This window comes from Paraburkholderia sp. SARCC-3016, from assembly GCF_031119615.1.
Lineage (GTDB): Bacteria > Pseudomonadota > Gammaproteobacteria > Burkholderiales > Burkholderiaceae > Paraburkholderia.
In genome coordinates this window covers 133,636-158,636 of the sequence record NZ_JAVHZD010000002.1, presented here as the reverse complement: position 1 = coordinate 158,636, position 25,001 = coordinate 133,636, and the positions used below count along the sequence as shown (strand labels likewise).

The 25,001-nt window shown below is 64.9% G+C and carries 20 protein-coding genes; 12 read left to right on the top strand and 8 right to left on the bottom strand.

The window, feature by feature from the left end; all coding sequences use genetic code 11:
• The first annotated feature begins 31 nt into the window (after positions 1-31).
• The 6 genes from QYH69_RS03095 (at position 32) to QYH69_RS03070 (ending at position 7,900) form a co-directional block, all read left to right on the top strand.
• On the top strand, positions 32-1,822 hold the full coding sequence (locus QYH69_RS03095) for a VRR-NUC domain-containing protein (protein WP_308830454.1): 1,791 nt from the start codon (positions 32-34) through the stop codon (positions 1,820-1,822).
• Positions 1,819-4,185: a helicase C-terminal domain-containing protein gene (locus QYH69_RS03090; RefSeq protein ID WP_308830453.1), complete on the top strand. Its 2,367-nt coding sequence runs from the start codon at positions 1,819-1,821 to the stop codon at positions 4,183-4,185. Before QYH69_RS03095 ends, QYH69_RS03090 begins: the two co-directional genes overlap by 4 nt.
• Positions 4,186-4,225: 40 nt before the next feature.
• Complete coding sequence (locus QYH69_RS03085) at positions 4,226-4,717, top strand: SRPBCC family protein (RefSeq protein ID WP_308830452.1); 492 nt, start codon at positions 4,226-4,228, stop codon at positions 4,715-4,717.
• 288 nt (positions 4,718-5,005) lie between these two features.
• Positions 5,006-5,785, top strand: a complete 780-nt coding sequence (locus QYH69_RS03080; protein ID WP_308830451.1) for an acetoacetate decarboxylase — start codon at positions 5,006-5,008, stop codon at positions 5,783-5,785.
• 65 nt (positions 5,786-5,850) lie between these two features.
• The gene (locus QYH69_RS03075; protein ID WP_308830450.1) at positions 5,851-6,633 is read left to right on the top strand and encodes a 3-hydroxybutyrate dehydrogenase; all 783 of its coding nucleotides are present in this window, start codon (positions 5,851-5,853) and stop codon (positions 6,631-6,633) included.
• Between the two features lie 13 nt (positions 6,634-6,646).
• Complete coding sequence (locus QYH69_RS03070) at positions 6,647-7,900, top strand: patatin-like phospholipase family protein (RefSeq protein ID WP_308830449.1); 1,254 nt, start codon at positions 6,647-6,649, stop codon at positions 7,898-7,900.
• A 96-nt stretch (positions 7,901-7,996) separates the two neighbouring features.
• Here the strand turns inward: QYH69_RS03070 and QYH69_RS03065 are convergent, their stop codons facing one another.
• The gene (locus QYH69_RS03065) at positions 7,997-9,049 is read right to left on the bottom strand and encodes a phytoene/squalene synthase family protein (RefSeq protein WP_308830448.1); all 1,053 of its coding nucleotides are present in this window, start codon (positions 9,047-9,049) and stop codon (positions 7,997-7,999) included.
• Between the two features lie 310 nt (positions 9,050-9,359).
• Between QYH69_RS03065 and QYH69_RS03060 the strand changes: the two genes are divergently transcribed.
• Positions 9,360-9,770, top strand: coding sequence for a DUF3597 domain-containing protein (locus QYH69_RS03060; protein WP_308830447.1), 411 nt, complete (start codon positions 9,360-9,362; stop codon positions 9,768-9,770).
• An 85-nt stretch (positions 9,771-9,855) separates the two neighbouring features.
• Here QYH69_RS03060 and QYH69_RS03055 read toward each other — a convergent pair whose 3' ends face one another.
• The 3 genes from QYH69_RS03055 to QYH69_RS03045 all read right to left on the bottom strand — a co-directional run bounded on the left by QYH69_RS03055 (position 9,856) and on the right by QYH69_RS03045 (position 11,511).
• Positions 9,856-10,008, bottom strand: a complete 153-nt coding sequence (locus tag QYH69_RS03055; protein WP_308830446.1) for a hypothetical protein — start codon at positions 10,006-10,008, stop codon at positions 9,856-9,858.
• 92 nt (positions 10,009-10,100) lie between these two features.
• Positions 10,101-10,250, bottom strand: coding sequence for a DUF3563 domain-containing protein (locus tag QYH69_RS03050; RefSeq protein WP_308830445.1), 150 nt, complete (start codon positions 10,248-10,250; stop codon positions 10,101-10,103).
• Between the two features lie 124 nt (positions 10,251-10,374).
• On the bottom strand, positions 10,375-11,511 hold the full coding sequence (locus QYH69_RS03045) for a porin (RefSeq protein ID WP_308830444.1): 1,137 nt from the start codon (positions 11,509-11,511) through the stop codon (positions 10,375-10,377).
• A gap of 189 nt (positions 11,512-11,700) precedes the next feature.
• Here QYH69_RS03045 and QYH69_RS03040 point away from each other — a divergent pair, with 189 nt between their 5' ends.
• Complete coding sequence (locus tag QYH69_RS03040) at positions 11,701-12,417, top strand: response regulator transcription factor (protein WP_308830443.1); 717 nt, start codon at positions 11,701-11,703, stop codon at positions 12,415-12,417.
• 55 nt (positions 12,418-12,472) lie between these two features.
• Entirely contained in the window at positions 12,473-13,897 is a 1,425-nt protein-coding gene (locus tag QYH69_RS03035; RefSeq protein WP_308830442.1) for an ATP-binding protein, read from the top strand.
• Between the two features lie 26 nt (positions 13,898-13,923).
• On the opposite strand, the gene QYH69_RS03030 is transcribed toward QYH69_RS03035, so the two are convergent.
• From QYH69_RS03030 to QYH69_RS03020, 3 genes are all read right to left on the bottom strand, one after another.
• The gene (locus QYH69_RS03030; protein WP_308830441.1) at positions 13,924-16,773 is read right to left on the bottom strand and encodes a mechanosensitive ion channel domain-containing protein; all 2,850 of its coding nucleotides are present in this window, start codon (positions 16,771-16,773) and stop codon (positions 13,924-13,926) included.
• Between the two features lie 201 nt (positions 16,774-16,974).
• A complete protein-coding gene (locus QYH69_RS03025) occupies positions 16,975-18,660 on the bottom strand; it encodes an MFS transporter (protein ID WP_374992334.1) in 1,686 nt (561 codons plus the stop codon).
• Positions 18,661-18,809: 149 nt separating this feature from the next.
• Positions 18,810-20,288: a sigma-54 dependent transcriptional regulator gene (locus tag QYH69_RS03020; protein ID WP_308830439.1), complete on the bottom strand. Its 1,479-nt coding sequence runs from the start codon at positions 20,286-20,288 to the stop codon at positions 18,810-18,812.
• 1,078 nt (positions 20,289-21,366) lie between these two features.
• Between QYH69_RS03020 and QYH69_RS03015 the strand changes: the two genes are divergently transcribed.
• The 3 genes from QYH69_RS03015 to QYH69_RS03005 all read left to right on the top strand — a co-directional run bounded on the left by QYH69_RS03015 (position 21,367) and on the right by QYH69_RS03005 (position 24,329).
• Positions 21,367-21,561 (top strand): hypothetical protein, encoded by a 195-nt coding sequence (locus tag QYH69_RS03015; protein ID WP_308830438.1) that lies wholly within the window; start codon positions 21,367-21,369, stop codon positions 21,559-21,561.
• Positions 21,562-21,703: 142 nt separating this feature from the next.
• Entirely contained in the window at positions 21,704-22,915 is a 1,212-nt protein-coding gene (locus QYH69_RS03010) for a patatin-like phospholipase family protein (protein ID WP_308830437.1), read from the top strand.
• Positions 22,916-23,309: 394 nt separating this feature from the next.
• Complete coding sequence (locus QYH69_RS03005) at positions 23,310-24,329, top strand: DUF6543 domain-containing protein (protein WP_308830436.1); 1,020 nt, start codon at positions 23,310-23,312, stop codon at positions 24,327-24,329.
• Positions 24,330-24,404: 75 nt separating this feature from the next.
• On the opposite strand, the gene QYH69_RS03000 is transcribed toward QYH69_RS03005, so the two are convergent.
• Positions 24,405-24,827, bottom strand: coding sequence for a response regulator (locus QYH69_RS03000; protein WP_308830435.1), 423 nt, complete (start codon positions 24,825-24,827; stop codon positions 24,405-24,407).
• Between the last annotated feature and the right edge of the window lie 174 nt (positions 24,828-25,001).

The window sequence follows — 25,001 nt, the reverse complement described above, 5'->3', positions numbered from 1 at the left end:
GAGGCTCTCTCGCCTTTTGACCGCCAGCGCCGTGCCGAACGACACCCCGGATCCGCTCTATTACCTGCGCAATTTCGAACGCGCGCTTGCATGGCTCGCCGAACGCTACGCCGATTTGCTCGACGACGCCGAGCACGCCTTTCTCGATGATTTCGCGCGTCTGCCTGAAGCGTCGCGCGCGTTGCTTACGCGCATGGTGATGCGCAAAGGCACGCTCTTTCGCACAGGCCGGCTTGTCTATCGCGAGATCGGCTGTCCGCTAGCGGCGGCGAGGCCGCTCGTCGCGGCGGGCTGGGTCGACGCAAATGCGCTGCTGACGCTCGACGAACTGTTCGATCTATCTACGCGCGTCGAACTGCTTGCGTGTTTTCGCGCGGAACTGGCCGGTGCAAAATCCGCGCGCAAGCAGGAATGGCTCGCGCTGCTGCGCGATATCCATGCCGGTGCGCGCCCGTACGGCGAATGGCATGCGCAAGCCGCCGAGCAGGTGTTGCAGGTCCGTGTCGCGCCGCTGTGCGACCGCTTGCGGCTGATGTTTTTCGGCAATCTGCAGCAGGACTGGTCCGAGTTCGTGCTTGCCGATCTTGGCGTCTATCAATACGAGCCCGTTGCATTGGCGGCATCGTCGCGAGCATTTCAGAAACGCGGCGATATCGATATCTATCTCGCGCTGCACGCGTGCAGCGAGACGCTTGGCGAACTCGAAACGCTCGCGGCGACAGGCAACGATCCAACGACCGAAACGCTATTCGATGCACTGCTGAGCGCAGTAGACGAGATCTCGACCGATAACGCATGGCTTGCAATGCGACGCGAAAAACTTTTCTATCGCATCGGATACTGCGCCGAACGTCATCGTCGATGGGATATCGCAACGGCTATTTACGCGCGTTGCGCATGGCCCGGCGCGCGCCATCGGCGCATACGCGCGTTCGAGCTGGCCGGCCGCGCGCACGAGGCGCTGACGCTCGCGCTGCAAGCCGCGAGCGTACCGGAGAGCGAAGAAGAAAGTCAGCGCGTAGCGCGCATGTTGCCGCGGTTGCAGCGGCAGGCGGGCATGTCGGCGCGATCGGTTCGGTCAGCGCCGCACGCTTCGCGTGACAGGCGCGCCGCGGCGCCGGCCAACGCGCATGCGGTTCCGCGCAGCATGCTGACACTCGCGCGGCCCATCGAGGCAGCCTCGGTCGAATACGTCGTGCTCGATCATCTTGGCGAGGAGGATGCGCCGGTGTACTACGTCGAAAACGCGCTGATCAGTTCGCTGTTCGGGTTGCTGTGCTGGGAGCCGGTGTTCGCGGCGCTGCCGGGGGCGTTTTTTCACCCGTTTCAACGCGGTCCCGCCGATCTGCATGCGCCGGACTTCTACACAAAGCGCGCCGCGATGTTCGATGCATGTCTTGCGCAACTCGACGACGAAGCGGGTAACCGCTATCGCGAGACGATACTGCGCCATTTCGAAAGCAAGGCGGGGCGGCAATCGCCGTTCGTGTTCTGGGGACTGCTGACGCGCGAGTTGCTCGATCTCGCACTCGACTGCGTGCCGGCCGCGCATCTGAAGCTGTTTTGCGCGCGGCTTTTGCGCGACGTCCGCGCGAATCGCTCAGGCTTGCCCGATCTGATCCGCTTCTGGCCGCGTGAGAGGCGTTACGAACTGATCGAAGTGAAAGGGCCCGGCGACCGGCTGCAGGACAATCAGGTCCGCTGGCTTGCGTATTGCGTGCAACACGCAATTCCGGTGTGCGTGCTCGACGTGCGATGGGCCGACAGTGTCGACGGCGAAACCGATGACGATATGGCGCGTGCACCGGAGGCGATCACATGAACTACGTGGTCGCCGTGCGCACACTGTGCGAGTTCACCGCGAAGCGCGGCGATCTCGACTTGCGCTTCACGCCGGCGCCAAGCGCAGCCGAAGGCATGGCGGGGCACACGGTCGTCGCCGGCCGGCGCGACAGCGGTTACGAAACCGAAGTCACATTGAGCGGCGCCTATCGCGGCCTTACGGTGCGAGGCCGCGCCGATGGTTACGATGCCGCGCGCAACAGGCTCGAGGAGATCAAGACATACCGCGGCGACCTCGAGCGTATGCGCGAAAACCATCGTGCGCTGCATTGGGCACAGGCGCTGATCTACGGGCATTTGCTGTGCGAAGCGCGCGCACTCGCGCAGCTCGACGTCGCGCTCGTTTACTTCGATATCGTGAGCCAGAAAGAGACGCTGTTGACCGAGCATCATACGGCGGCCGCTTTACGCATGTTCTTCGAGGAGCAATGCGAACGTTTTGTCGCGTGGGCCGAACGCGAGGCATCACACCGCATCGCGCGCAATGCGTTTCTGGGCAAGCTCGGATTTCCATATGGCGCATTTCGCAGCGGCCAGCGCGAGCTGTCGGTGGCCGTTTATCGGGCGGCGCGCGACGGCCGCGCGCTGCTCGCGCAGGCGCCGACCGGCATCGGCAAGACGCTTGGCACGATTTTCCCTTTGCTGAAGGCATGCGCGGAAGATCATATCGACCGCATCTTCTTTCTGACCGCGAAAACGCCGGGCCGTGCGCTCGCGTTCGATGCGCTCGATGCGTTGGAGCGAGCGTGCGCAAACCGGGCCGAAAGTGGCGTTGGCATCGATGCTTCCGATTGCGCGGATATCGCGTCCTCTGCAGGCAGCAGCGAAGCCGGCATCGCGCCGATGCGCTCCTTCCCGCTGCGCGTGCTCGAACTCGTCGCACGCGACAAAGCCTGCGAGCACCCCGGCAATTCGTGCGACGGCGAATCGTGCCCGCTCGCACGCGGCTTTTACGATCGCGTCGCGGCCGCACGCGAGACCGCGTTGCGCTCGACGCGCCTGTCGCGCGACGCCGTGCGCACCGCTGCGCTCGCGCACGACGTCTGCCCGTACTATCTCGCGCAGGAACTCGCGCGCTGGTGCGATGTCGTGATCGGCGACTACAACTATTACTACGACAGCAGCGCGCTGCTCCATGCGCTGACGCAACTGAATCAGTGGCGCGTCGCCGTGCTCGTCGACGAGGCGCACAACCTGCCGGATCGCGCGCGCCGCATGTACACCGCGACGCTCGATCAGCACGCGTTCAAGGCCGCGCGCCGCGCCGCGCCGGCCGCATTGCGCAAGCCGTTCGACCGGCTGAACCGCGAGTGGAACGCATTGACGCGCGAACGCACGGCGCGCTACGAAGTCTTGCCCGACATTCCGGCGCGCATGCAAGCGGCGGTGCAAAATCTGATCGCGGCGATTACCGATCAGTTATCCGAAGCGCCATTCGGCGCGGATGAGACGTTGCTGCGCTTCTACTTCGACGCGCTGCATTTCATGTCGCTCGCGGAAGCGTTCGGCGACCATTCGCTGTGCGATGTGACGCTCTCGACGCCATTACGTGCGGAAGAATCACGCAGCAAACCCGCAACATCGCTTTGTGTGCGCAATGTCATCCCTGCGCCGTTTCTCGCCTCGCGTCACGCGGCCGCGCGCACGACCGTCATGTTCTCCGGCACGCTCGGCCCGCAGCAGTATTACCGCGACATGCTGGGGCTTGCCGGAAACACAGGCTGGCTCGACGTCGAGGGCCCGTTCAGGGCCGAGCAACTGGCCGTGCACGTCGCGTCTCACGTATCGACGCGCTGGCGCGATCGCGACGATTCGATCGCGCCGATCGTCGAACTGATCGCGCGCCAGTACGAGACGCGGCCCGGCAATTACCTTGGCTTTCTGAGCAGCTTCGACTATCTGCAGCGCGTTGCCGCATCGTTGCGCGCGCAACATCCGCACGTGCCGATATGGACACAGGAGCCCCGCATGGACGAAGCGGCGCGCGACGCATTCGTCGCGCGCTTTCGCACCTCGACGTGCGGCGTCGGCTTCGCGGTGCTCGGCGGCGCCTTCGCGGAAGGCATCGATCTTGCCGGCGAGCAATTGATCGGCGCATTCATTGCAACGCTCGGTTTGCCGCAGATCAACGACGTCAACGAGCAGATGCGCCGCACGATGCATGCGCAATTCGGCAACGGTTACGACTACGTGTACCTCTATCCGGGCTTGCAGAAAGTCGTGCAGGCGGCGGGCCGCGTGATTCGCACCGAGCATGACGTCGGCGTCGTGCATCTGATCGACGACCGCTATCGGCGTGCCGAGGTGCGGCGCCTGCTGCCGCGCTGGTGGCGCGTGCAATGATCGACGAACGTCATCGATAAACAGAAACCGTGAGGATGGCATGCAACCGAGCGAGTACCGGCTATCGACAGTCTGGCGTCTCGAAGCACCGCTCCCTGCAGTGTGGACTGCTATTCACGATTCGGCGCGCTGGCCCGAGTGGTGGAAAAACGTCGAACGGGTAGCGGCGCTCGAAGCCGGGTCGGGCGACGGCGTCGGCGCGCTGCAGCGCTACACCTGGAAGGGGCGGCTGCCGTATCGCGTCGTGTTCGACGTGCGCGTCACGCGTATCGAGCCGCTTGTCGCGCTCGAAGGCATCGCGAGCGGCGATCTCGAGGGCACGGGCTGCTGGCGCTTTTCGCACGAGCGCGGCGGCGTCACGGTTGTGCGCTACGAATGGCGCGTGCATACAAGGCGCGGCTGGATGAACGTGTTCGCGCCGCTTGCGAGGCCGTTCTTTCAATGGAACCACGACTTCGTGATGCGCGAGGGCGGCATCTCGCTCGCGCGTCTGCTCGATGCGCGACTCGTCAGTATCGAACATCGTTCATGACACTATGATGTTGGCGTTCCTCAATGCATGCATTGCGAAAGCATCGCGCCTCTGCCCTTGGGCACTACCCGGCTAATCCGTTTCGGGTAAGTGCCGTCTAAAGTGTTCGCAGGCGCGGTGCAGACATATGTCGTTAACACATCGTCCCGGCATTGAAGTGCGAATTCGAGCCGCTAATGTTGCAAAAGCATCAATGTATTTTTTTGCAAACCGGGAGCAGAAACGCTGCACGTTCCTTTACGATTCCGGATGTGCCCACGCACGCCTGACCCAAAAGGAGAGGACTTCATGGACATCGATTCGATTCGCAAAGCAGCCTTTGCGATGCCGGTTCATAACCCATCGTATCCGCGCCCGCCGTATCGCTACCGGAATCGCGAGTACTTCGTCATTTCATATGAAACCGACCCCGAAGCGCTGCGCGCCGCTGTACCCGAGCCGCTGCGTCCGGCCGACGGCCTTGTCCATTACGAGTTCATTCGCATGCCCGATTCGTCGGGTTTCGGCGATTACACCGAAAGCGGCCAGGTCATCGCGGTGCGCGATCCGCAAGGCAGGATCGGCAACTACACGCACGCGATGTATCTCGACGACGAGAGCCCGATCGCGGGCGGCCGCGAAATCTGGGGCTTTCCGAAGAAGCTCGCGCGTCCGCGTATTTCGGTGGACGGCAACGACACGCTGCTCGGCACCGTCGATTACGGCACTCAGCGCATCGCGACGGGCACGATGGGCTACAAGCACAACTTCTGCGACGTCGAGACCGAGCGCCGCAAACTCGCCGAAACACCGAACTATGTACTGAAGGTCATTCCGCATGTGGACGGCACCGCTCGCGTCTGCGAACTCGTGCGCTTCTTCCTGCGCGACGTGACGGTGCTCGGTGCATGGAGCGGCCCGGCTGCGCTCGAGCTGCATCCGCACGCGCTCGCGCCGGTCGCGGACCTGCCGGTGCGCCGCGTGATCGGCGCGCGGCATTTCATCGCCGACCTCACGCTCGACATCGGCGAAGTGGCGTTCGACTATCTCGCGGCCGTCGATACGCTGAAGCCCGCCGCGAACGAATAATCCGGAGGCCGCGTTCCGGCTCGTTTTCCATCTTATTTCCCAGTTACTGGCTAAGGATTCCTGATATGACGTTGAACAACAAGGTCGCCGTTGTCACCGGTGCGGCCAGCGGTATCGGCGAACAGTGCGCGCGCAAGCTCGCTGCGCAGGGCGCAAAAGTCGTGATCGCCGACCTTTCGCTGAAAAATGCGCAACAGGTGGCGACAAGCATCGACGAGAGCGGCGGCAGCGCATTCGCGGTCGAAATGAACGTGATCGACGAAGACGCCGTGAATCGCGGCATCGACGCAGCGGTTGAGAAATTCGGCAGCATCGACGTGCTCGTGTCGAATGCGGGCATCCAGATCGTGAACCCGATCGAAAACTACGCATTTGCCGACTGGAAGAAGATGCTCGCCGTGCACCTCGACGGCGCGTTTCTCACGACGAAGGCGGCCATTCGCCACATGTACGACAGCGGCCGCGGCGGCTCGATCATCTACATGGGCTCGGTGCACTCACACGAGGCTTCGAAGCTGAAATCCGCGTACGTCACCGCGAAGCACGGCCTGCTCGGCCTGGCACGGGTGGTCGCGAAAGAGGGCGGTCCGCGCGGCGTGCGCGCGAATGTCGTGTGCCCCGGTTTCGTGCGCACGCCGCTCGTCGACAAGCAGATTCCCGAGCAGGCGAAAGAACTCGGCATTTCCGAACAGGAGGTGATCAGGAACGTGATGCTCGGCGATACCGTCGACGGCGAATTCACGACCATCGACGACGTTGCGAATACGGTTGCGTTCCTCGCGGGTTTCGAATCGGCGGCCTTGACGGGGCAATCGATCGTCGTCAGCCACGGCTGGTACATGCAGTAACGGGGGCGCACGCATGAGCAGCAAGACCAACAAGCCGGCACGGCAGACGGAGTCGTTCACGCTGCCGCGCTATGACGAGATTGCGCTGGTACTGCAGGGCGGCGGCGCGCTTGGTTCGTATCAGGCGGGCGTCTACGAAGGGCTCGCCGAGGCGGGCGTCGAGCCGCACCGCATCGCGGGCGTATCGATCGGTGCGCTGAATACGGCGATTATCGCGGGCAATCCGCCGGAAAAGCGCGTCGAAGCGCTGCGTGGCTTCTGGAACGCGATCTGCCATCAGCGCGGGTGGCTCGGCAACCTCAGCGCGTGGGCCTTGCCGGGGCTCGAGCAGCACGAACTCGCGCGTCGTTGGGCGAGCATGATCGCGGCGGGGCGCGCGCTGACCGAAGGGCAGCCGGGCTTTTTCGCGCCGCGCTTCCCGTTGCCGCTCGCGGGTTTCTCGAAAGTGAGCCCGAGCGAGGTCAGCTACTACAACACGGCCGCATTGAAAGAGACGCTGCTTGCCTTTGCCGATTTCGACCGTATCAACGACGGCGGCATTTGCGTGTCGGTCGGCGCGGTCAATGTGCGCACCGGCAACCTGATGAGCTTCGTCAATCGCAAGATGCGTTTGACGCCCGAGCATTTCATGGCGTCAGGCGCGTTGCCGCCCGGCTTTCCCGCGGTCGAAATCGACGGCGAGTTCTACTGGGACGGTGGCCTCGTGTCGAACACGCCGCTGACCGAAGTGTTGCGCGACGCGGATCAGAAAGATACGCTCGTATTTCAGGTTGATTTGTGGAGCGCGCAAGGCAACCTGCCTGGCGATTTTCTCGACGTATCGGAGCGCGCGAAAGACATCCAGTACTCGAGCCGTACGCGCGCGGTCACCAATATGCTCGCCGAACGCCAGCGCAACGCGTGCTTCATCAAGGAATTGCTCAAGCACGTGCCGAGTTCGGTGATCAAGGCCGATCCGCTGTTCAGGCATGCGCAGAGGCTCGCCGACGGCAGTGCGATCAACGTCGTGCACCTGATCTACAGGAACAAGTCGTACGAAGGGCACTACAAGGACTACGAGTTCAGCATCGACACGATGAACGAGCACTGGGACAGCGGGCTCGAAGACATTCGCGATTCGTTCGCGCATCGCGACTGGTTCGACGTGCCGAGCCGCGACGTCGGGTTCGTCACGCACGACGTGCATCGGGCGAAAGGGACGTTGCCGGAGTCGGACAAGCGCTTGCGCGAGGTGAGCGGCGACTCGCGGAAGGAAGAGGCGGCCTGAGTTCGCGGACGGTTCAGGACAATGAACCGTCCAGGCCATATCGGCGCCGGCCCGCGGCTGGATCGCGGCCCCGCATCGCTTTTCTACCCATCGGCCTCAATTGCGCCGTTGCGCATCGACGCGTGCAATGAGCCGCTGCATCCAGCCGCGCAGTAGCGTATTCGACATCACCGCCGGAATCGATAGCGCGAGAATCCGGTACACGTCGCCGCGTCTGATCTTCGACGCGCGCCCCGGTTCGAGCCAGAGCGGGTTCGTCACGAGCAACTCGAGCGTCTCGAGACCGATCAGGATCGGCCATACGCAGGCAAGCCGCAGGCGGACCGCGCGCACGGGGATAGCGAGCGTGTAGTCGATTGCCGCGCGGTAGTTGTCGAGCGCCTTGCCCACCAGTTCGTGCATCGGCGGTTGCGCGCGCAACGAAGCGCCGGGCTCGAGAAGATCGCGGGGCGTGAGGCTGAAGCGATCGAGCAGCGTTGACGGCAGATAGCAGCGGCCAATGCGCAGATCCTTGCTGCAATCGCGCAGCACGTTCGTCATTTGCAGCGCCTTACCGAAGCGCACGCCGCGCTCGATCATCACATCGGATGTTTCGCTTAGCGTGCCGGGCAGATGCGCGTACGTCATCTTCGTCCAGAATTCGCCGACGCAGCCGGCCACCATATACGTATAGCGGTCGAGCGCGTCCCACTCGCGCAGTGCGACGATATCGCCCGACTGTTCGTCGGGAAAGGTGCGCAGGTCGAATTCCATCCCTTGCGTGAGCGTCGTGACGATTTCGCGAACCGCATTGCGGTCGTCATCGCTCAATTGCGGCAGGATCGCAAGCGCGGGCTCGAGCGATTCGAGCAGCACGCGTTCGTCCGATTGCGTTTGTTGCGCGGCGACCTGCACGGCTACGCGCTGGATCTGCGCACGTTCGTCCGACGCGCCGTTCACTGCGGCGCGCAGCGACAGCAGCAGCGAGAGACGTTCGGCCGGCGGCACGATCGACGTGTCCGCAATCGTATCGGCGGCGCGCGCTAACAGATAGGCGAGACCGATCGGGTCGCGCATGCCGGGCGGCAGCACGCGCAGGGTCAGATAGAACGAGCGCGAAACACCTTTCAGAAGCGGGCCGAGCAGGAAGGCCCGGGTCGGATTGGGCATAAGCGGAGTCGAATGAAATGCTAGGCGGATTAAAAAGCTGCCGCATTGTATACGGCAAAGCGGCACAAGGCTTGCGAAACGGTCGGATGCCGCGTGAGACGCCGGCCGGATTCGCGCGCGATTCGTCAGTGTGTGGTGAGTTGTGTGCGGCGTGTTTTCGATACGGCCGATTCTTTGACTATGCTAGATTCGGCGCCCGCCTGATCGTACGTGAGGCGATGCGCGTCGCTTCGCACTCGCTGCTCGCGCAGGCAGCGCCCTCGCACGAAGGGTGTTTCAGCAACCCCCCTCTATTTAGCGGAGAAAAGTCATGAGTATTTTCGGCACGATCCTCAGCAAGATCTTCCCCACCGGTCATCCTGCTACGCAAAAAACCGCTGATACCGCAAGCGCTCCAGCGCCCGCTCAAGCCGCACCCGCTGCGAGCGACGCGCCGGCGGCAGCGCCGGCCGCCGCTGCGCAGCCCGTCGATGTCGAAGTGGTGCTGAGCGGGCTCGCTGCGCAACGCTCGGAAACGCTGAACTGGCGTACGTCGATTGTCGATTTGATGAAGCTGCTCAATCTGGACAGCAGCCTTAACGCACGCAAGGAACTCGCCGGAGAACTGCACTACACCGGCGACACGAACGATTCGGCGTCGATGAACGTCTGGCTGCACAAGCAGGTGATGACGAAACTCGCCGAAAACGGCGGCAAGGTGCCCGACGATCTGAAGAACTAATCGAAGTGCTGAACGCGTGCGGGCAGCACGCCCACCGTGCCGCCACGCGCCACGCGCGCCGCGCGCATCGCGACGTGCGTGGCGGTCAGTTCCGATGCCACGCGTGATTGATGCCGAACGCATGGCGACGTTCGTAGTCGGCGTGCCGCGCTTCGTATGAGTAGTCGCTATCGAGCGGCATGTCGAATTCCGGACAGCGGGGCGCGAGCAGATCCATCAGCATGAAGATGCAGGTCATGACAGCCTCCGACGTTTCGCTGGTCTTTACCGGCGACGAGGCCGAGCGAGGCGGACCCGGGCGTGGCGCGTTGCCGCCGGGCGGTTCGGCCTTTACAGGTTCGTGTACGCGCGCGAGTTGTAGTCGCGCAGACGGCGCTCGACTTCAGCGAGGTCGGCTGCGCCTTCCAGACAGCGGTTCAGTTCGCGTTGTTCATTGCGCTCGAACCAGCTGCCAATCTTTTCGATGAGGTGTGCAAACATGATCGTCTCCATTGGGTGAGAGGTAAAACGCTTCCATGAGACGTATCGTATTGCCCGAGAATGAGCAGAAAATGAGGTTCGCGAGGCGCGCCGAACGCGGGGCGCCCCAGGCCGGCACGCTGGGCTAGAACCGGTGCCGCAGCCCCACGGCAACCACGAGCTGCTGATCGTTCGATGAAGGAGTCTGGCTGGCAATATCGGCGCTCAGGCCCGAGCCGTCGCTATCGATATGCTGGTAACTCGTCTGCAGATAGACGTCCGTACGTTTCGAAAACAGATAGTCGGCCTGCACGGACACCTCATGCCACTTCGGACGATGCGAGCCGCTGGCCGTGGAGAGCGCGCCGTCGGTGAAGGTGTACTCGCCGCTTACGCTGAACGTCGGCATCACCAGGTAGCTCGCGTTGACTTCGTAGTTCGTGAAGCTCGCGCCCTGGCCGTTCTGCGCAAGGCCGAGGCTATTCGGGCCGTTGATCGTCCCGAGCCCGCCCAGTTGCGTGCGGGTCCATACGAGCCCTACGCGGGCCGGTCCGAACGCATAGGCGACGCCGGCGCCATAAGTGCGCTGCAGCGCTGCGATAAACGTGCGATCGGTCAGCGTCAGTGCGCCGTTCGTGTTGCCGCCGCCGCCGTTGTTCGCCTGGAAGTATCCGGTGCCGAATGTGAGCGGCCCCGCGTCGTACGACGCGCCGAAGCTGTAAAGCCGGTTATCGTCGAAACCGGGGTCGTTCGAGAAGCCGTATAGCGCGCCGAATCTGAGGCCTGCGTAGTTCACGCTCGCGTACTTGATCGCGTTGTTCACGCGAAACGAATTGTTCAGATTGTCGTTGTCGTACGGATGCGCGGACAGGTTGTTGCCGCCCGGATGCGTGCCGGTAAAGCTGAGCGCGGCCAGATAGTCGACGACCGAATCGTACTGGCGGCCAAGCGTCACGGTACCGAGGCGCGCGTTCGACAGCCCCGCATAAGCCTGATAGCCGAACAGGCGGCCGCCCTGGCGTAGCGTGCCGTTCGTCACGCTGAAGCCGTTTTCGATTTCGAATATGGCCTTCGTGCCGCCACCGAGATCTTCGCGCCCGAGCAATCCCCAATGGCTGCCCGTCACGTCGCCGCTCGATTCCTGCCATGCGCTGTGGCCCTTGATGTTATTCGTATAGAAAATGCCGGCGTCGAGCAGGCCGTACAGCGTGACCGCCGATTGCGCGTGGGCTTGGCACGTAAAGGCCGCGGTGCACGTCGCGACGATGAGTGTGCGCTTCATGTGTGTCCGGAAACCGCCGTGATATAGTTTCAGTTAATGAGAATGATTGCCATTTGAGGCGGCAAATGTAGCGTTCCGATGTAATGGCGATGTGTTGAGGCGGCGCAGTTTTGTAATGGAATGTGTTGGCGCGCTTGCGATTACCGGGCGCGCTATTGAAATGAAAGGAACGAAAGGCTCGAGTTTCAGATGGACCACATACTCGTCGTGGACGACGATCCGAATATCCGGCAACTGCTGCACGACTACCTGCGCGGCATGGGCTACGAGACGAGCATTGCGAGCGGCGGCGCGCAAATGAAAGAGGTGTTGCGTGCTGCGCGCGTCGATCTGGTGGTGCTCGATCTGATGCTCGACGGCGAGGACGGGCTCGATCTCACGCGCGAACTGCGCCGCGATCGCGACGTGCCGATCATCATCCTGAGCGCGCGCGGCGCCTTGCTGGACCGCATTCTCGGCCTCGAGATGGGTGCCGACGACTACCTGCCGAAGCCGTTCGATCCGCGCGAACTCGTCGCGAAGATCAAGGTGGTGCTGCGCCGCGCACGCGGCATGGCGCGTGCGCGGCACGCTGCCGACGCGAGTGCGTTTGTCGGCTTTGCCGGCTGGCGGCTCGATACGCGAATGAAGCAGATGCTGTCGCCCGACGGCATCGTCGTGTCGCTCGGCGGCTCGGATTACCGCACGTTGCGCACGCTGCTCGATCATCCGAACCGGCCGCTGTCGCGCGAATTCCTGCTCGATCATGTGTTCGGCAAGGAGCACACGCCGCTCGACCGGTCGATCGACGTCTGTATCAGCCGCCTGCGCCATCATCTGAAGGATGCGGCGCGGCGTGCCGGACTGATTCGCACGGTGCGCAACGAGGGTTATATGCTCGTGGCCGATGTCGTGTACGACACGTGAGACGCGCGTGAACCGTTCGGCGGCGAGGTTCAATTGGGGAGCGCGCTTGCGGCAAATGCGTTTTTTGCCGCGCCTGTGGCCCGATTCTCTATTCGGCCGCCTCGTGACGATTCTCGCGATCGGCATGTTCGCTGGGCAACTGCTGACGAGCACGATCTGGTTCGACACGCACGAAAGCCGCGCACTCGAAGTGCCGGCGCGGCTGTTCGCGAGCCGCCTCGCCGATACGGCGCGGCTCGTCGCGCTTGCGCCGGACGATGCGGCGCGCCGCGCGCTTGCGCAACAGCTTGGCGATCCGAAGTATCGGATCGTGTGGATCGCGGCCGACGAGCCCGGTGCCGATGCAGCGCAGCTCACACGATCCGACCGCGTACCGATCGTGCAACGCGTCACCGGCGATCTGATGCGCGGTGTGCTCGCGCGGCGTCTCGGCGCGACGCCCGATATGCGCCTGCTCGAAGCCGACGTGCACGACGACTCGGGCAAGCGCGGCGGCATCCTGAGCCTGTTCGACTCGTCGATGCCGACCGGCGATTTCCACGTCCGGCTGAAGCTGCACGGCAGCGGCTGGGACGGCTGGCTCGATGTGCGCGCAAACGAAGGTCAGGCCGACGCGCTGACCGAGCCGCATACGCTCGCGCTCGACTATCTCGTGCGCCTCTATCTGATCCGCTTTACCGCCGTTTGCGTGCTCGCGTTCATCGCGGTGCGCTTCGCGGTGCAGCCGCTGCGTCAACTGGCGAAGGCGGCTGACGCGCTGGGCCGCAATATTCACCGGCCGCCTTTACCGGTTACGGGCCCGTCGGAGGTGAGGAGCGCCGCGCAGTCGTTCAACGCGATGCAGCAGCAGCTAGCCGACAGCATCGCGCAACGCACGCGTTTTCTGACTGCCGTATCGCACGACTTGCGCTCGCCGCTGACGCGCTTGCGGCTGCGCACGGAGATGCTGCCTGATCCTGACTGGCGCGACCGGCTGCGCGGCGATCTCGACGAGATGGAGGCGATGGTCACGTCGACGCTCGATGCGATGCAAGGCATCGAGATCACCGAGACGCGTCGCGCGATCGATATCGACTCGATGCTCGAAGGTCTTGCGCAGGACCTGCGCGAAGCGGGTCACGCAGTGAGCGTTACGGGCTGCGCGGGGCGGCCGGTACCCGGCTACCCACGCAATCTGAAACGCTGCCTGCAGAATCTGCTCGACAATGCGATCCGCTATGGCGAATGCGCCGACGTGCGCGTCGCCGATAGGGGGCGCAGCGTGCGCATCGTGATTAGCGACCGCGGGCCCGGTATCGCCGACGCGACGCTGCGCGAGCGTGTGTTCGAGCCGTATGTCAGGCTTGCGTCGAAAGAGGGCACAGGGCTCGGGTTGACCATCTCGCGCAGCGTCGCGGCCGCGCATGGCGGCACGCTGACGCTGGAGAACCGGGAGGGGCGAGGGCTCGATGCGGTGCTGGTGTTGCCGCGCGAAGACTGACATTCACGCACGCCCTCAAACCCGCTTTAATTCGTACGTGGCCGCCCTGGGCGATCGGACTGCGTGGCCGGCTTTTCATCGGAGCGTTGGCGTGCATCCCGCTCTTCGTCAGCATGCGCATCGACCCGCGCACTGTCGTCATCGGCATGGTGCCCGCGCCCGCCGCGCGCGCCGTTGCGCGACCCGGCATCGCGCTCGTCGCGCGCATCGTCGCGATCATCGAGTTCGCCCCGCCCATTCAACTGCGCAACGAGCAGCCTCCCATCTTCGGGCGCAAGCACCTGCCGCTGCGGATTCGCAATCGCAATGCCGCGCTCGCTGAAGCGCTGGAAAATGCGCCGGTTGAACTCGCGCTGCACGCCCCAGCGCGCCGAGTCGCGGCATTGCACCTGGCCCGCGAGCGTGACCGACGCGCCGTCGACCGCATCGACGCCCCAGAAGGCGAAGTCCGACAGAATGCCGTCCTTGAACTGGTCGTCTTCGCGCAACGATGTGCCGATTTCCTTCAACGTCGCGATCGCCAGATCGAGGTCCGCGCCGAACACGATGCTGACTCTCACCGCCGCATTGCCGAGCCCGCGGTTCGTATTGTTGACCGTCGAAACCGAACTGAAGGGCACCGTGTACAGCGAACCGTCTCCGCCGCGCAGCCGCACCGTGCGAATCGACAGATATTCGACCGTGCCCGACACGCCCGCGAGCGTGACCCAATCGCCGACCTGCATCGCGTTTTCCATCAGCAGAAAGATGCCGGTGATGAAATCCTGCACGAGCTTTTGCGAGCCGAAGCCGAGCGCCACGCCGAAGATGCTCGCGCTCGCCAGCAGCGGCGCGGTATTCACGCCGAGTTCGCTCAATCCCGTCATGACGACGACGAGCGCGATCACTACGAACAGCGCCGTGCGCAGCATCGGCAGCAAGGTGCGCAGGCGCGCCGCGCGCATCAGATCGCCGCTTTGGGTCCAGCGCGCAAGGCGCCGCTCGACCGACACGTTCACCGCCTCCCAGATGAACAGCGCGATGACCGCGGCCACGAAGATCGTCACGATGGCGGACGCGAGCCGATGGCCGATCGTGCCCGTGGCGAAGAACTGCCAGACGTCGACGTGCCAGACCTGCAGCAGCACGAGCACGGTTACCGCCGCGATCAGCAAATAGACGATCCTGCGCACGAAAGGGTAATAGCGGTACGCATGCTGATGAACGAGCGAGCGCCCCTCTTCCTGCTCGGTGCGAAAGATCCGCCCAAGCGCGCCGAACACGACGATCGACACGACACGCGCGCCGATCAGGACAGCCACCGAAATGCCGCCGAGATGCAGCAGCGTGCGGTAGCCGTTCTGCACATCGAGCGCCCAGACGAACCACAGCGCCATCACGATAAACACCGCGACGCCGGTCCATAAATCGACGAAGCCTTCGCCAATCAGCTTCATCGGGCTGCTGCTATCCTGCGCCCGCGCGCGGATCGCTTCGGCGACGGGCGTGCGGCATTGCAGGATCATCAGCGACAGCAGCACGTGGCCCGCGAGCGCGACGAGTTTGACGAGCGCCACGTGGGCGGACTCCGAGAGCCCAAGCGCCAGCGCGATTTCGACGAGCGCGGCGCCGCAGCCGATTGCGCCGACGATCCAGACAGCCCAGCGCTGCACGAATATCGCCCACCGGTCCGGCATGCGCCACAAGCGCAGCGCGGGCGCGTCGGGCTGCAGGAAAAAGCCGCACGCGATGACGATCGATCGGCAGAGCACGTACAGGTCGATCAGCGTGCTAAGTGCTCTGTCCTGCGGCGAGCCGTCTTCGGCAAGGATCGACATCAGAACGCTTGCAGCGATGACGAATACCGCCAGCGGCACGACGCGCAAGAGCAGGTGTAACGCCGCGAGCGGCAGCCGCTGCAGCAAGGTCCAATGAGCGGCTGCATGGCGTCGGCTGCGGGCCTGTTTCGCCTGCTGCTCGGTTGATTCGGTTTTGCCTGGCGCAGTCGACGGAGCGGCTGCCGCGGGCGGCGTCGAAGTAATCGATGCGGCAGTCTTCGCGGTTGCTGCCGTTGCCGCCGCCGCAGCGGCGTCGGCTTTGGCCTGTGCCGCGCTTGCGTCGTCGCCGGGCTGCAGCGGCACGCCGGCGGCCTGTGCGGCTTGCGCGGCTTCTTCGTCGACGTCGCCGGGCGTTCCGGCAGCACCGGCACGCGCGGCGGGCGAGGCGGCCGGGGCAGCAGACGCAGACGCGCCTTGCGCCGTATCAGGCGTTGCGCTGGCAGCCGCCTGTTGCGCCTCCCGTTCCTCGGCGGCGTGCTGCACTGCCTCGCGATGCAGCCGCCGCGCGGCAATCGCGGCGCGCGCGCGACGCAAAAGCCGCTGCACGACCCATTCGATAAAGATCGCCGGCAGTAGCGTACCGAGGATCGCAGACAGAATCATCGCGAGCTTCGCGCGCTCCTGCGGGTTCTGAATCTCGCCGCGCCACCACGCGCGCACCGACGCCGTATCGAGCAGCACGATCAGCGAATGCTTGAGCGATATGCCGGCCTGCTCGAGCCAGCGCGCGCCTTGCCGCGCGATCTGTGCCGCGAGGCCGTTCGATTTCAGCGCGAGCGGCGTGCTGGCGGCGGCTGCCGGCGCCGCGCTCGCGGCTGCGGCCGGGCTTGCCGCGACGGGCGGCGCGGCGAGTGCACCGGCGGCAGCGATGGCATGCAGCGTGTTGGTTACCTGCGCACGACGTTGTGGATCGTTGAGGACTTCAAGCGCCTGGCGAGCCTGGTCGGGCGTGAGCTTGACGGGCGGCGCGGCGGATGCGGCGGCGGGCGCCGTCGGCGCGGCCGCGAGGGCGGGCAGCGCCAGTACGATAAGGAGCCAGGCGATAAAGAGTTTGCGCATAGAAAACATTCAGACGTCGTGATTCGGGCCTCACCAGGCGAAGCGCGGCGTCGCGTCCCGATTCGATCTAATGAAGAGTAAAAGGCGGAAAAGTAAAAGCGACCGATTGTCGGGCCTCAAGTTCCTCGATAGGGCCCGAACCGTGGTTGCGGACGCAACGCGTGTGCCCGCGCCGCTCCCGCGCTGCGTCTCCGGGCCGGTTCAGTGGCTGCCTTCGGCGCTTTGCCGCCCGATCATCAGCGCCGCGCACAGCGCGCTGCCGAGCGCACCCGCTGCACAGACGAGCGCAACCGCGCGAAATGCGGCGTCGAGCGCGGCATGTTCCGCCTGCGCAACCGCTGCGGCGCGCTGCGTCATACGGTCGGACGAGGGTGCAGTCGACCCGATCGAATCCATGACCGTCCCCGAGCGGTGCGGAATATGCAACGCGTCGAGCCGCGTCGACAACGCGGCTTCATGCGTCCACGAAAACACGATGCCGAGCGCCGCCACCGCGATCAGGCTCGCGACGCGCGCGACCGCATTGTTGATGCCCGACGCGAGGCCAGTCCGCTCGCCCGGCACCGACGCCATGACGGTTGTCGTCAGCGGCGTCACGGTCAGCGTCATGCCGAGACCCATCACGACGAGCGCCGGGAAAAACGCCGCCCAGTACGACCGGTCGCCGGTCGCGAGCGGCACGAGCGCGAACAGCGCAAAGCCCGCCGCCGTGACGATCGATCCGGCCGTCAGCAGCAGGCGCGGCCCGAAGCGCTCCGCGAGCGCGCCGCCCGCGAAGCGCGACAGCGCACCGACGATGAGCGGAATCGGCAGCAGCGCGGCGCCGGCCTGCGTCGCCGTGAACCCGTGCGCGCGGATCAGCGTGAACGGCAGAAAGAACAGCGTGCCGCCCAGGCCGAAGTAAAGCAGCAGTGTGACGAGATTGGCGCCGCTGAAGTCGCGCGATTGAAACACGTCGAGCGGCATCATCGGCTGCCTGCCCGCAGCCTCGATGATGACGAAACCGATCAGCACGATGCCGCCGCCGGCCACCGACGCGAGTACGGCTGGCGCCGCAAAACCGGCCACGCCGCGCTCCGAGGCGAGCGTCAGGCCGTAGGCAAGCGCGCCGAGACCTGCCGCGGCCGCTATTGCGCCGGCCCAGTCCATGCGGCGCGGCGCGTCGGGCCGATGGCTGTCGGGCACCGCAATCAGCGCAAGCACGATGGTGGCAACCGCGATCGGCAGATTCAGGAAGAAGATCGCGCGCCACGAGAACGCATCGACGAGCCAGCCGCCCGCAATCGGCCCGAGCGCCGAGGTGATCGACGCGAATCCGGCCCAGATGCCGATTGCGCGGCCGCGCTCGCGATCGTCGAAGACGGCGCCGATGATCGACAGGCTGCTCGGTACCAGCAACGCCGCGCCGATGCCTTGCACCGCGCGCGCGGCGATCAGCGTCGCCGAGTCGGGCGCGAGGCCGCACGCGGCCGAGGCGAGCGTGAAGACGGCAATTCCGCAGACGAATATGCGGCGGCGTCCGTAGCGGTCGCCGAGGGCGCCGCCGACGAGCACGAGCGAAGCGAGCATCAGCAGGTATGCGTCGACGACCCATTGAATCGCGGCGACGCTTGCATGCAGTTCGGACTGCAGCGCGGCCAGTGCGACGTTCACGACCGAGCCGTCGATAAACGCCATGCTCGAACCGAGGATTGTCGAAAGCAGCGCAAGCCGCTTGTAGCGGCTCCCCCGGTCGGGCGCGGAGCAGCGCGCGCCGCAGATCGCAACTTCGTCGCAGGGGCTCGCGCTGACCGCGACGGCTGGGGGATACGGTACGCGCCGCGTGCGCGCGTCGGAGAGATCGGGAGGGGACAAGTTCGCTTCCGTGCCGGTAACACGGACAAGCATAGCAACGGCGGCGGGCCGCATGCAGCGACCCGGGCAGCGCATGCGCTCGCATGACCCGTCACGCTGGCGCGAGGAATCCGGTCCGGCGGGCGGTTCGGGCGACAAAGCAGCGGCCCGCGCGGGCCGGACAGCCGGCTATCGGGTACCCGTCACAGGGCCATGGCGGAGCGCGGCGGCGCATCGTCCGCGCCCGCAGCCGCGGGAGCATCCGGGTCCGCTTCGGCGTCGCGATTGCCGTTTTGCGCCTGACGGCGTCCTTGCCGGATCGAGCTGATGTCGCTCTGGATCCGGTTCGCGTTCATGAGCCGGTACAGCGTCGCGCGCGATACGCCAAGCTCCGCGGCCGCCGACGACAGATTGTGCCCATGCCGCCGCAGCGCGTCTTCGATCGCTTCGATTTCGGCCTGCATGCGGATCTCGGCAAGCGTCTTCGGCCGCTCGTTGATCGCGGCGGGCAAGCCCAGGTCCGCTTCGGTAATGAAGCGCCCTTCGGTCATGACGACCGCGCGCCGCACGCAGTTGATCAGTTCGCGCACGTTGCCGGGCCACGCGTAGTTCGACATGGCGACCACGGCGCCGCTCGAAAACCCGCGAATCTTATGCGTGCCGTCCTGCCGGTACATGCTGAGCGCGTATTCGGCCAGCAGGCGGATATCGCCGCCGCGCTCGCGCAGCGGCGGTTCGTCGAGCCGCAGCACGCAAAGCCGGTGATAGAGATCGGCGCGGAAGCGCCCGTCGCCGACCGCGGCTTCGAGGTCCACGTGGGTCGCCGAAATCACGCGCACGTCGACCTTGATCGGGGAGTTGCTGCCCAGACGCTCGATTGTTCCTTCCTGCAGAAAGCGCAACAGCACCGCCTGGCACTCGTGCGGCATGTCGCCGATTTCGTCGAGAAACAGCGTGCCGCCGTCCGCGTGCTCGATGCGGCCGATTTTCTTCTGCAGTGCGCCGGTAAACGCGCCGCGCTCGTGGCCGAACAGCTCCGCTTGCAACAACGTGGGCGGAATCGCCGCGCAGTTGATCGCGACGAACGGCTGCTTGTGACGCGCCGAACAGTCGTGCACCGCGCGTGCGGTGAGCTCCTTGCCGGTGCCCGATTCGCCGGCGATAAAGACGGGCGCGTCGGTTTGCGCGCATTTGTCGAGTCGCCGGTAGAGCCGCTCCATCGGCTCGCAATGGCCGACCATGCCGTGCTTGCCCAGCGACGGCTTAGGCTTGACGCTCGTGCGCCGCAGGCTCGACAGGCCATGCGCATGGCCGAGCGCGAAGATCAGCCGGTCGTTCAGACATGGCTTCGTCACGAAATCGAAGCAGTAGTCGAGGATAAAGCGGCTCGTCAGTTCGTCGTCCGAGCGGCCTGGCGCGATCTGCGCGACCCAGTTCGTCTCGCCGCGCTGCATGAACGCTTCGAGCGCGGACAGTTGTTGCGCGGTGCAGTCGTCGGGAAGGTCGATGAGCCCGACCTTGATATCGCCGCGGTCGAGCAGACGCTCGGCGTTCGCGGGCGTTTTCGCATGGACGACATGCCAGCCCGCAGCGGCCAGAAATCGGGCGAGAGGCTCGTCTGGCACCGATGACACGCAAAGCACGGCACGTTCGGCAGCGGGCGACATCGAGGTGGAATGCATGGTACCCCCGGTTGGACGTTTGGCCGCTGCGCAGCGCGAACGCGTAAGCCAGTGATCCTTCGATTGCGACAGCGGTTTCAGCCTTCCTGGTTTTAGCCTTCCTGGTTTCAGCCTTCTTGTCAGCGGTTCTATTGATCTTATCGGGCCGGTCCCGCACGTTCGTCGCCGAGGGGCGACGGTCCTATCGTCGCATGATTACGGCTCGTGATCAAAAAATAAAGGAAAGGAACACGCGTTTGTATAAGCACAAATCAGGATGCGGAAACGAATCGCCGGGACGGGACGACCACGCGATTCATCGGTGATTCATCGGCGAACAGTGGCGAAGCCGCGCCAGATAAGGCTTTCGGGGCTCGGCGTAGCGAACGGGTATCAGTCCGCATGCATTTCAGGTCCGGCCACATGCCGTTTGTCTCAACAGTGCGACACATTGGGCATAACGCGTGCCGGACCGCTGCGGCTCCTCGCGGATCGGGCAGATTCGCGGGCAAAGCCTTGCCCCACGCTGCTTTGCGCGCGATTCGCCGTCGCTGGTGACGTCGACAGGGAGCGTTTCCGTAGGCTTCGCGCACGTCGATCCGCGCGCAATATATGTTTCGATTCCGAAACGCGAGCAGCCTGAAAGCCTGTTCCCGATGTGTTCGTCAGTCGTATAGAGCACGGCACGACAAGGCTCATGCCCCCATGGCATATCCGTTGCGACAGGTTGGCCACAACCGGCTCGCCGCTGTCCGGCAACACCGATCCACAGAGGTCGGCACCGGACGACGGCACGGGGACTTCACGGTTCGAGGTCGGGGAATACCGCGAATCGGGAAGGCGGCGGAGCCATTGGGGGGCGAAGTCGGAAGAAGAGTGGAGCGAGTGGTTCGTATGCCATACGGACCATTCGCGACCACCGTGCGGTGTCCTCGGCACGCGGCTGCGCCATGCGCGGAACGCGTCGCGGCTTTTGCGGACATCGAAGCAGCATCGAAGCGGACAGGCGAAGCAAACGGTGAGCGTCGTGCCGAACGCAGACAGCGAAAATAGCGAAGACAGCGCGAGCCCTGGCCCATACCGCAAGGAGAAACGGACCATGCGAATGATCGACGAAACAGTGCGCTTTACGACCTTGCTTGCCGAAGACTCGCTGAACCCTGCACAGCCGCGGCACGTGCGGTTCACCTGGCGGCGCGCCGGCGCGGCGGGCCTCGCACTGCTGAAGGCATCCGCCTGCACGGCGGCCGCTGTCGCGCTGCTGTTCTTCACCTACCGGCTCGTCGGCCGCTGACGCGGCGGCACGCCTCGCCGCCGGGCATGCGGGGGTGTACCTCGCTGCGTGCGACGGGAAGGTGCGCTATCGTGACTGCCTCACGTGATTGCCTCAAGTGATTGCCTCACTGAAGGCGACGTTTCGTCGACGGAGAAGCGCGATGGCAAAACAGGCAGCGGGCGGCGGCGTCCGCGCGCAGCGCGAACCCGCCGGGCACGCAGGCGCCGACGCGCGGCGCGCCGACATTGCGGGCCAGGTGGTGCTCGTGCTGCAAGGCGGCGGCGCGCTCGGCGCGTATCAGGCCGGCGTGTTCCATGCGTTGCACGACGCGGGCATCGAGCCCGACTGGGTGATCGGCACGTCGATCGGCGCGATCAATGGCGCCATCATTGCCGGCAATCCCAGCGGCGAGCGTCTCGAGCGGCTGCACGAATTCTGGCGTCGCGTCACCTGGCAGGGTGGCTGCGGCGGAGCCACCGGCACGAACGGATGGCTCGCCGGCTTGTGCGGCCTGCCGGTCAGTGCGGCCGAGTGGCTGCGCGATCTGTCGATCGTCACGCAAGGCATTCCGTCGTTCTTCACGCCGCGCGCCGATGCATGGTTCGGCCTCTACGGCGCGGTCGGCCCCGAGCGCGCCGCCTTCTATCGGACCGAGCCGTTACGCGACACGCTGACCTCGCTCGTCGATTTCGATTTTCTCAACGCGCGGCGCATGCGTTTGACCGTCGGTACGGTCGGCGTCGCCAGCGGGCATATGCATTACTTCACGAACCGCGACATGCCGCTCGCCGTCGATCATGTGATGGCATCGGCCGCGTTTCCGCCGGGCTTCCCGTCGGTGCGTATCGGCGGCGAAGCATATTGGGACGGCGGCATCTACTCGAACACGCCGCTCGAAGCGGTGCTCGACGATCGCCCGCGCCGCGATTCGGTCATCTTCACCGTGCAGTTGTGGCCCGTGCATGGTCCCGAGCCGGCATCGATACGCGAGGCGATGACGAGGCAGCGCGACATCCAGTATTCGAGCCGTGCGGAAAGCCATCTCGAGCGCCAGAAGCAGATTCACAATCTGCGCCATGTGATTCGCGAACTGGGCAGGCACATGACCGAAGGACAGCGCGAAAGCGACGCGATCAGACAACTGCTCGACTGGGGCTGCGGCACGACGATGCAGGTGATCGAACTCGATGCGCCGCGCTCGTGCGGCCACGACCTGCATAAGGACATCGACTTCTCCGCAAGCGGCATCGAGCGGCGCTGGAAAGCGGGCTACGACGATACGCGCAGCATGATCGAACGCGCGCCGTGGCGCACGCCGCTCGATCCGATGGAAGGGATCGCGATTCATCGTTCCGATCCGGCGGCGGTCTGATTGTTACGGTGGTCGCGCCGACGCGCCGACGCGGCGCTGCGGCGCTGCGGACGTAGGTATGGCGGTATCGCAACAGGGCGAGGCGATTTTCGTAGCATGACGGCTTCGATGCATGCACCTGCGACCGACGAGGAAAACCGGTATGCCACGAATCGGAGAAAGCACGTCTCGCGCGCCGGATGTTCATGTCGAGCCGACATCGCGAGAGCACGTTCAGGCGCCTCGCGAAGAGCAACCGGCACCAGCGTCTGCGTCTGCGACGGCGCCGGTGCCGGTGCCGGTGCGAGAAGCCCCTGCATGGACCGTATCGTCGCCGGCGGGCACGTCCGGCGGCCGAGTTTTTTTCCGGAGTGGACGCCCGACGGCCTGGCACGAGTCATATGCACTGCCCCGGTTGCCTGACGCGTATGCTTCGACGTCTGAGCCGGGCGTATTCAAGGATTTGCATAGCGGCCAGACATTTATCTTTCACGACAAGCGTTCGTATGCGGTCGCGAAAGACGCCGATACGCAGAAGTGGCGGTTGACGACACCTGGCAATCCTCGCGCGCGCGGCAGTGCCCTGCAACGCAATGCACTGGGCGCCTGGATGCTGCAGACGGATTCGACGCGTCCTCGCAGCGCAGGCCGGGCGGCGGCGAGCATCGGTTTTCGCGGAACCGCGGCCGAAGACGTCGCGCCTCCTCGAGCGCGCCGGCTTGCGGGCACCGGCAGTATCGCGTCGCCGGCATCGACGGTGCGACCGCCCACGCCGGCGCGGTCGCGCCCGCGGCAAGCGCTGCCGGAGCCCACGCTGGCGGACAGGATCGCGAACCATCTGTTGCGAAATCCCGGTGCTCGCCATGACGATCTGCCCAGCCGATACGGTGCAACCGGAGAGCAGATCGAAAAAATCGCAGCGGACGTGCAGTCGGCAGTACGCGGCTGGCACGATCTGCAAAACAAAGGGACGCAGGTCAGGCTCTCGGTGATCGTGCAGCCGTTCACGGACGGCGAAAAAGCATATCTGCGAAAGTGGGGGCGCAGGTTACCGGCCGACACGTTCGCCGCCATTATGAACAAGCCGAAGGACATGATAGAAAACTACCTTCATAGAAGGAACTGCCGGACCTCGTCCTCGCTGCCGGAGCCGAGCCGCGCGGCGCTGCTGGATCTGGCTCACGTGGGATGGCGCAACCTGATCCGTCGCGAGCTTGCGAGCGGAGCACGTCCGTCGAGCGTGTTTTTCACCCCTGAGGCGGAGGCGTTTGCCGCACGGTGGAGCGGCGCGTTGTCCGTCCACAGCATCGGCCTGTTGATGTCGCTTCCCAAAGAAACGCTCGCCGCGCATATGCGGGCATTCGACGACGCAGTGCCCGCGCGGCATGCCGCTGCGTCTCCACAGCCGGGTCCTTCGGGCTACCAGGGGCGCTGATGGGCATGACGAGGCGGCAGGTTAAAGGAAACATGCGCCGGAATGCGCGTGCCGCAATACGCGCGCGTTGCCTGCCTACTGCCGCACGGATGCGCGCTGCCGCCGCGCGTCCAGCGCCGAGCGCAGCAGCCCCTCGACGTTCTCCAGCAAGGTTTCGCGCGCGACCGGCTTGTGCAGCTTGCACTCGCACAACACGCCGTCGGGGATATCCGGCGACGCGCTCCATAGAATGATCGGCACGTCGTCGAGCGACGAATCCGCCTTCAACGCGAGGCACACATCGACGCCGTTCATTCCCGGCATCATCAGGTCGGTAATGACGAGTGCGGGGTGCAGACGATGCGCGAGTTCCACGCCTTCGCGCGACTCGCGCGTCGTGACGACATGAAATCCTTCGAGTTCGAGCAGTAGCGCCCATGCGACGAGCAATTCCTGTTCGTCGTCGATGAGCAGAATAGTGGGCAGGCGGGTGTCCGAAAGTGCAGTGGCATCCATCATCGGTCTACTAACGGTGCATCGAACGATGCGCGGTCCAGGCGGCTTGACTGTTTCTTACGTACGCATGAGCCGTGCCATCGCGGCAGTTGAACCGCGTCGCACCGCATATTGCGTGGGGCGGCTGCTTTCGGCCCCCGTGCTGCGGCGCGCTGTTCGGCGTTCGCATCACATGGG

Bases quoted from the DNA above. Each gene is read 5' to 3' on its own strand.
- QYH69_RS03090 (WP_308830453.1), top strand. From the start codon at position 1,819: ATGAACTACGTGGTCGCCGTGCGCACACTGTGCGAGTTCACCGCGAAG.
- QYH69_RS03085 (WP_308830452.1), top strand. From the start codon at position 4,226: ATGCAACCGAGCGAGTACCGGCTATCGACAGTCTGGCGTCTCGAAGCA.
- QYH69_RS03080 (WP_308830451.1), top strand. From the start codon at position 5,006: ATGGACATCGATTCGATTCGCAAAGCAGCCTTTGCGATGCCGGTTCAT.
- QYH69_RS03075 (WP_308830450.1), top strand. From the start codon at position 5,851: ATGACGTTGAACAACAAGGTCGCCGTTGTCACCGGTGCGGCCAGCGGT.
- QYH69_RS03070 (WP_308830449.1), top strand. From the start codon at position 6,647: ATGAGCAGCAAGACCAACAAGCCGGCACGGCAGACGGAGTCGTTCACG.
- QYH69_RS03065 (WP_308830448.1), bottom strand. From the start codon at position 9,049: ATGCCCAATCCGACCCGGGCCTTCCTGCTCGGCCCGCTTCTGAAAGGT.
- QYH69_RS03060 (WP_308830447.1), top strand. From the start codon at position 9,360: ATGAGTATTTTCGGCACGATCCTCAGCAAGATCTTCCCCACCGGTCAT.
- QYH69_RS03055 (WP_308830446.1), bottom strand. From the start codon at position 10,008: ATGACCTGCATCTTCATGCTGATGGATCTGCTCGCGCCCCGCTGTCCG.
- QYH69_RS03050 (WP_308830445.1), bottom strand. From the start codon at position 10,250: ATGTTTGCACACCTCATCGAAAAGATTGGCAGCTGGTTCGAGCGCAAT.
- QYH69_RS03045 (WP_308830444.1), bottom strand. From the start codon at position 11,511: ATGAAGCGCACACTCATCGTCGCGACGTGCACCGCGGCCTTTACGTGC.
- QYH69_RS03040 (WP_308830443.1), top strand. From the start codon at position 11,701: ATGGACCACATACTCGTCGTGGACGACGATCCGAATATCCGGCAACTG.
- QYH69_RS03035 (WP_308830442.1), top strand. From the start codon at position 12,473: ATGCGTTTTTTGCCGCGCCTGTGGCCCGATTCTCTATTCGGCCGCCTC.
- QYH69_RS03030 (WP_308830441.1), bottom strand. From the start codon at position 16,773: ATGCGCAAACTCTTTATCGCCTGGCTCCTTATCGTACTGGCGCTGCCC.
- QYH69_RS03025 (WP_374992334.1), bottom strand. From the start codon at position 18,660: ATGCTTGTCCGTGTTACCGGCACGGAAGCGAACTTGTCCCCTCCCGAT.
- QYH69_RS03020 (WP_308830439.1), bottom strand. From the start codon at position 20,288: ATGCATTCCACCTCGATGTCGCCCGCTGCCGAACGTGCCGTGCTTTGC.
- QYH69_RS03015 (WP_308830438.1), top strand. From the start codon at position 21,367: ATGCGAATGATCGACGAAACAGTGCGCTTTACGACCTTGCTTGCCGAA.
- QYH69_RS03010 (WP_308830437.1), top strand. From the start codon at position 21,704: ATGGCAAAACAGGCAGCGGGCGGCGGCGTCCGCGCGCAGCGCGAACCC.
- QYH69_RS03000 (WP_308830435.1), bottom strand. From the start codon at position 24,827: ATGATGGATGCCACTGCACTTTCGGACACCCGCCTGCCCACTATTCTG.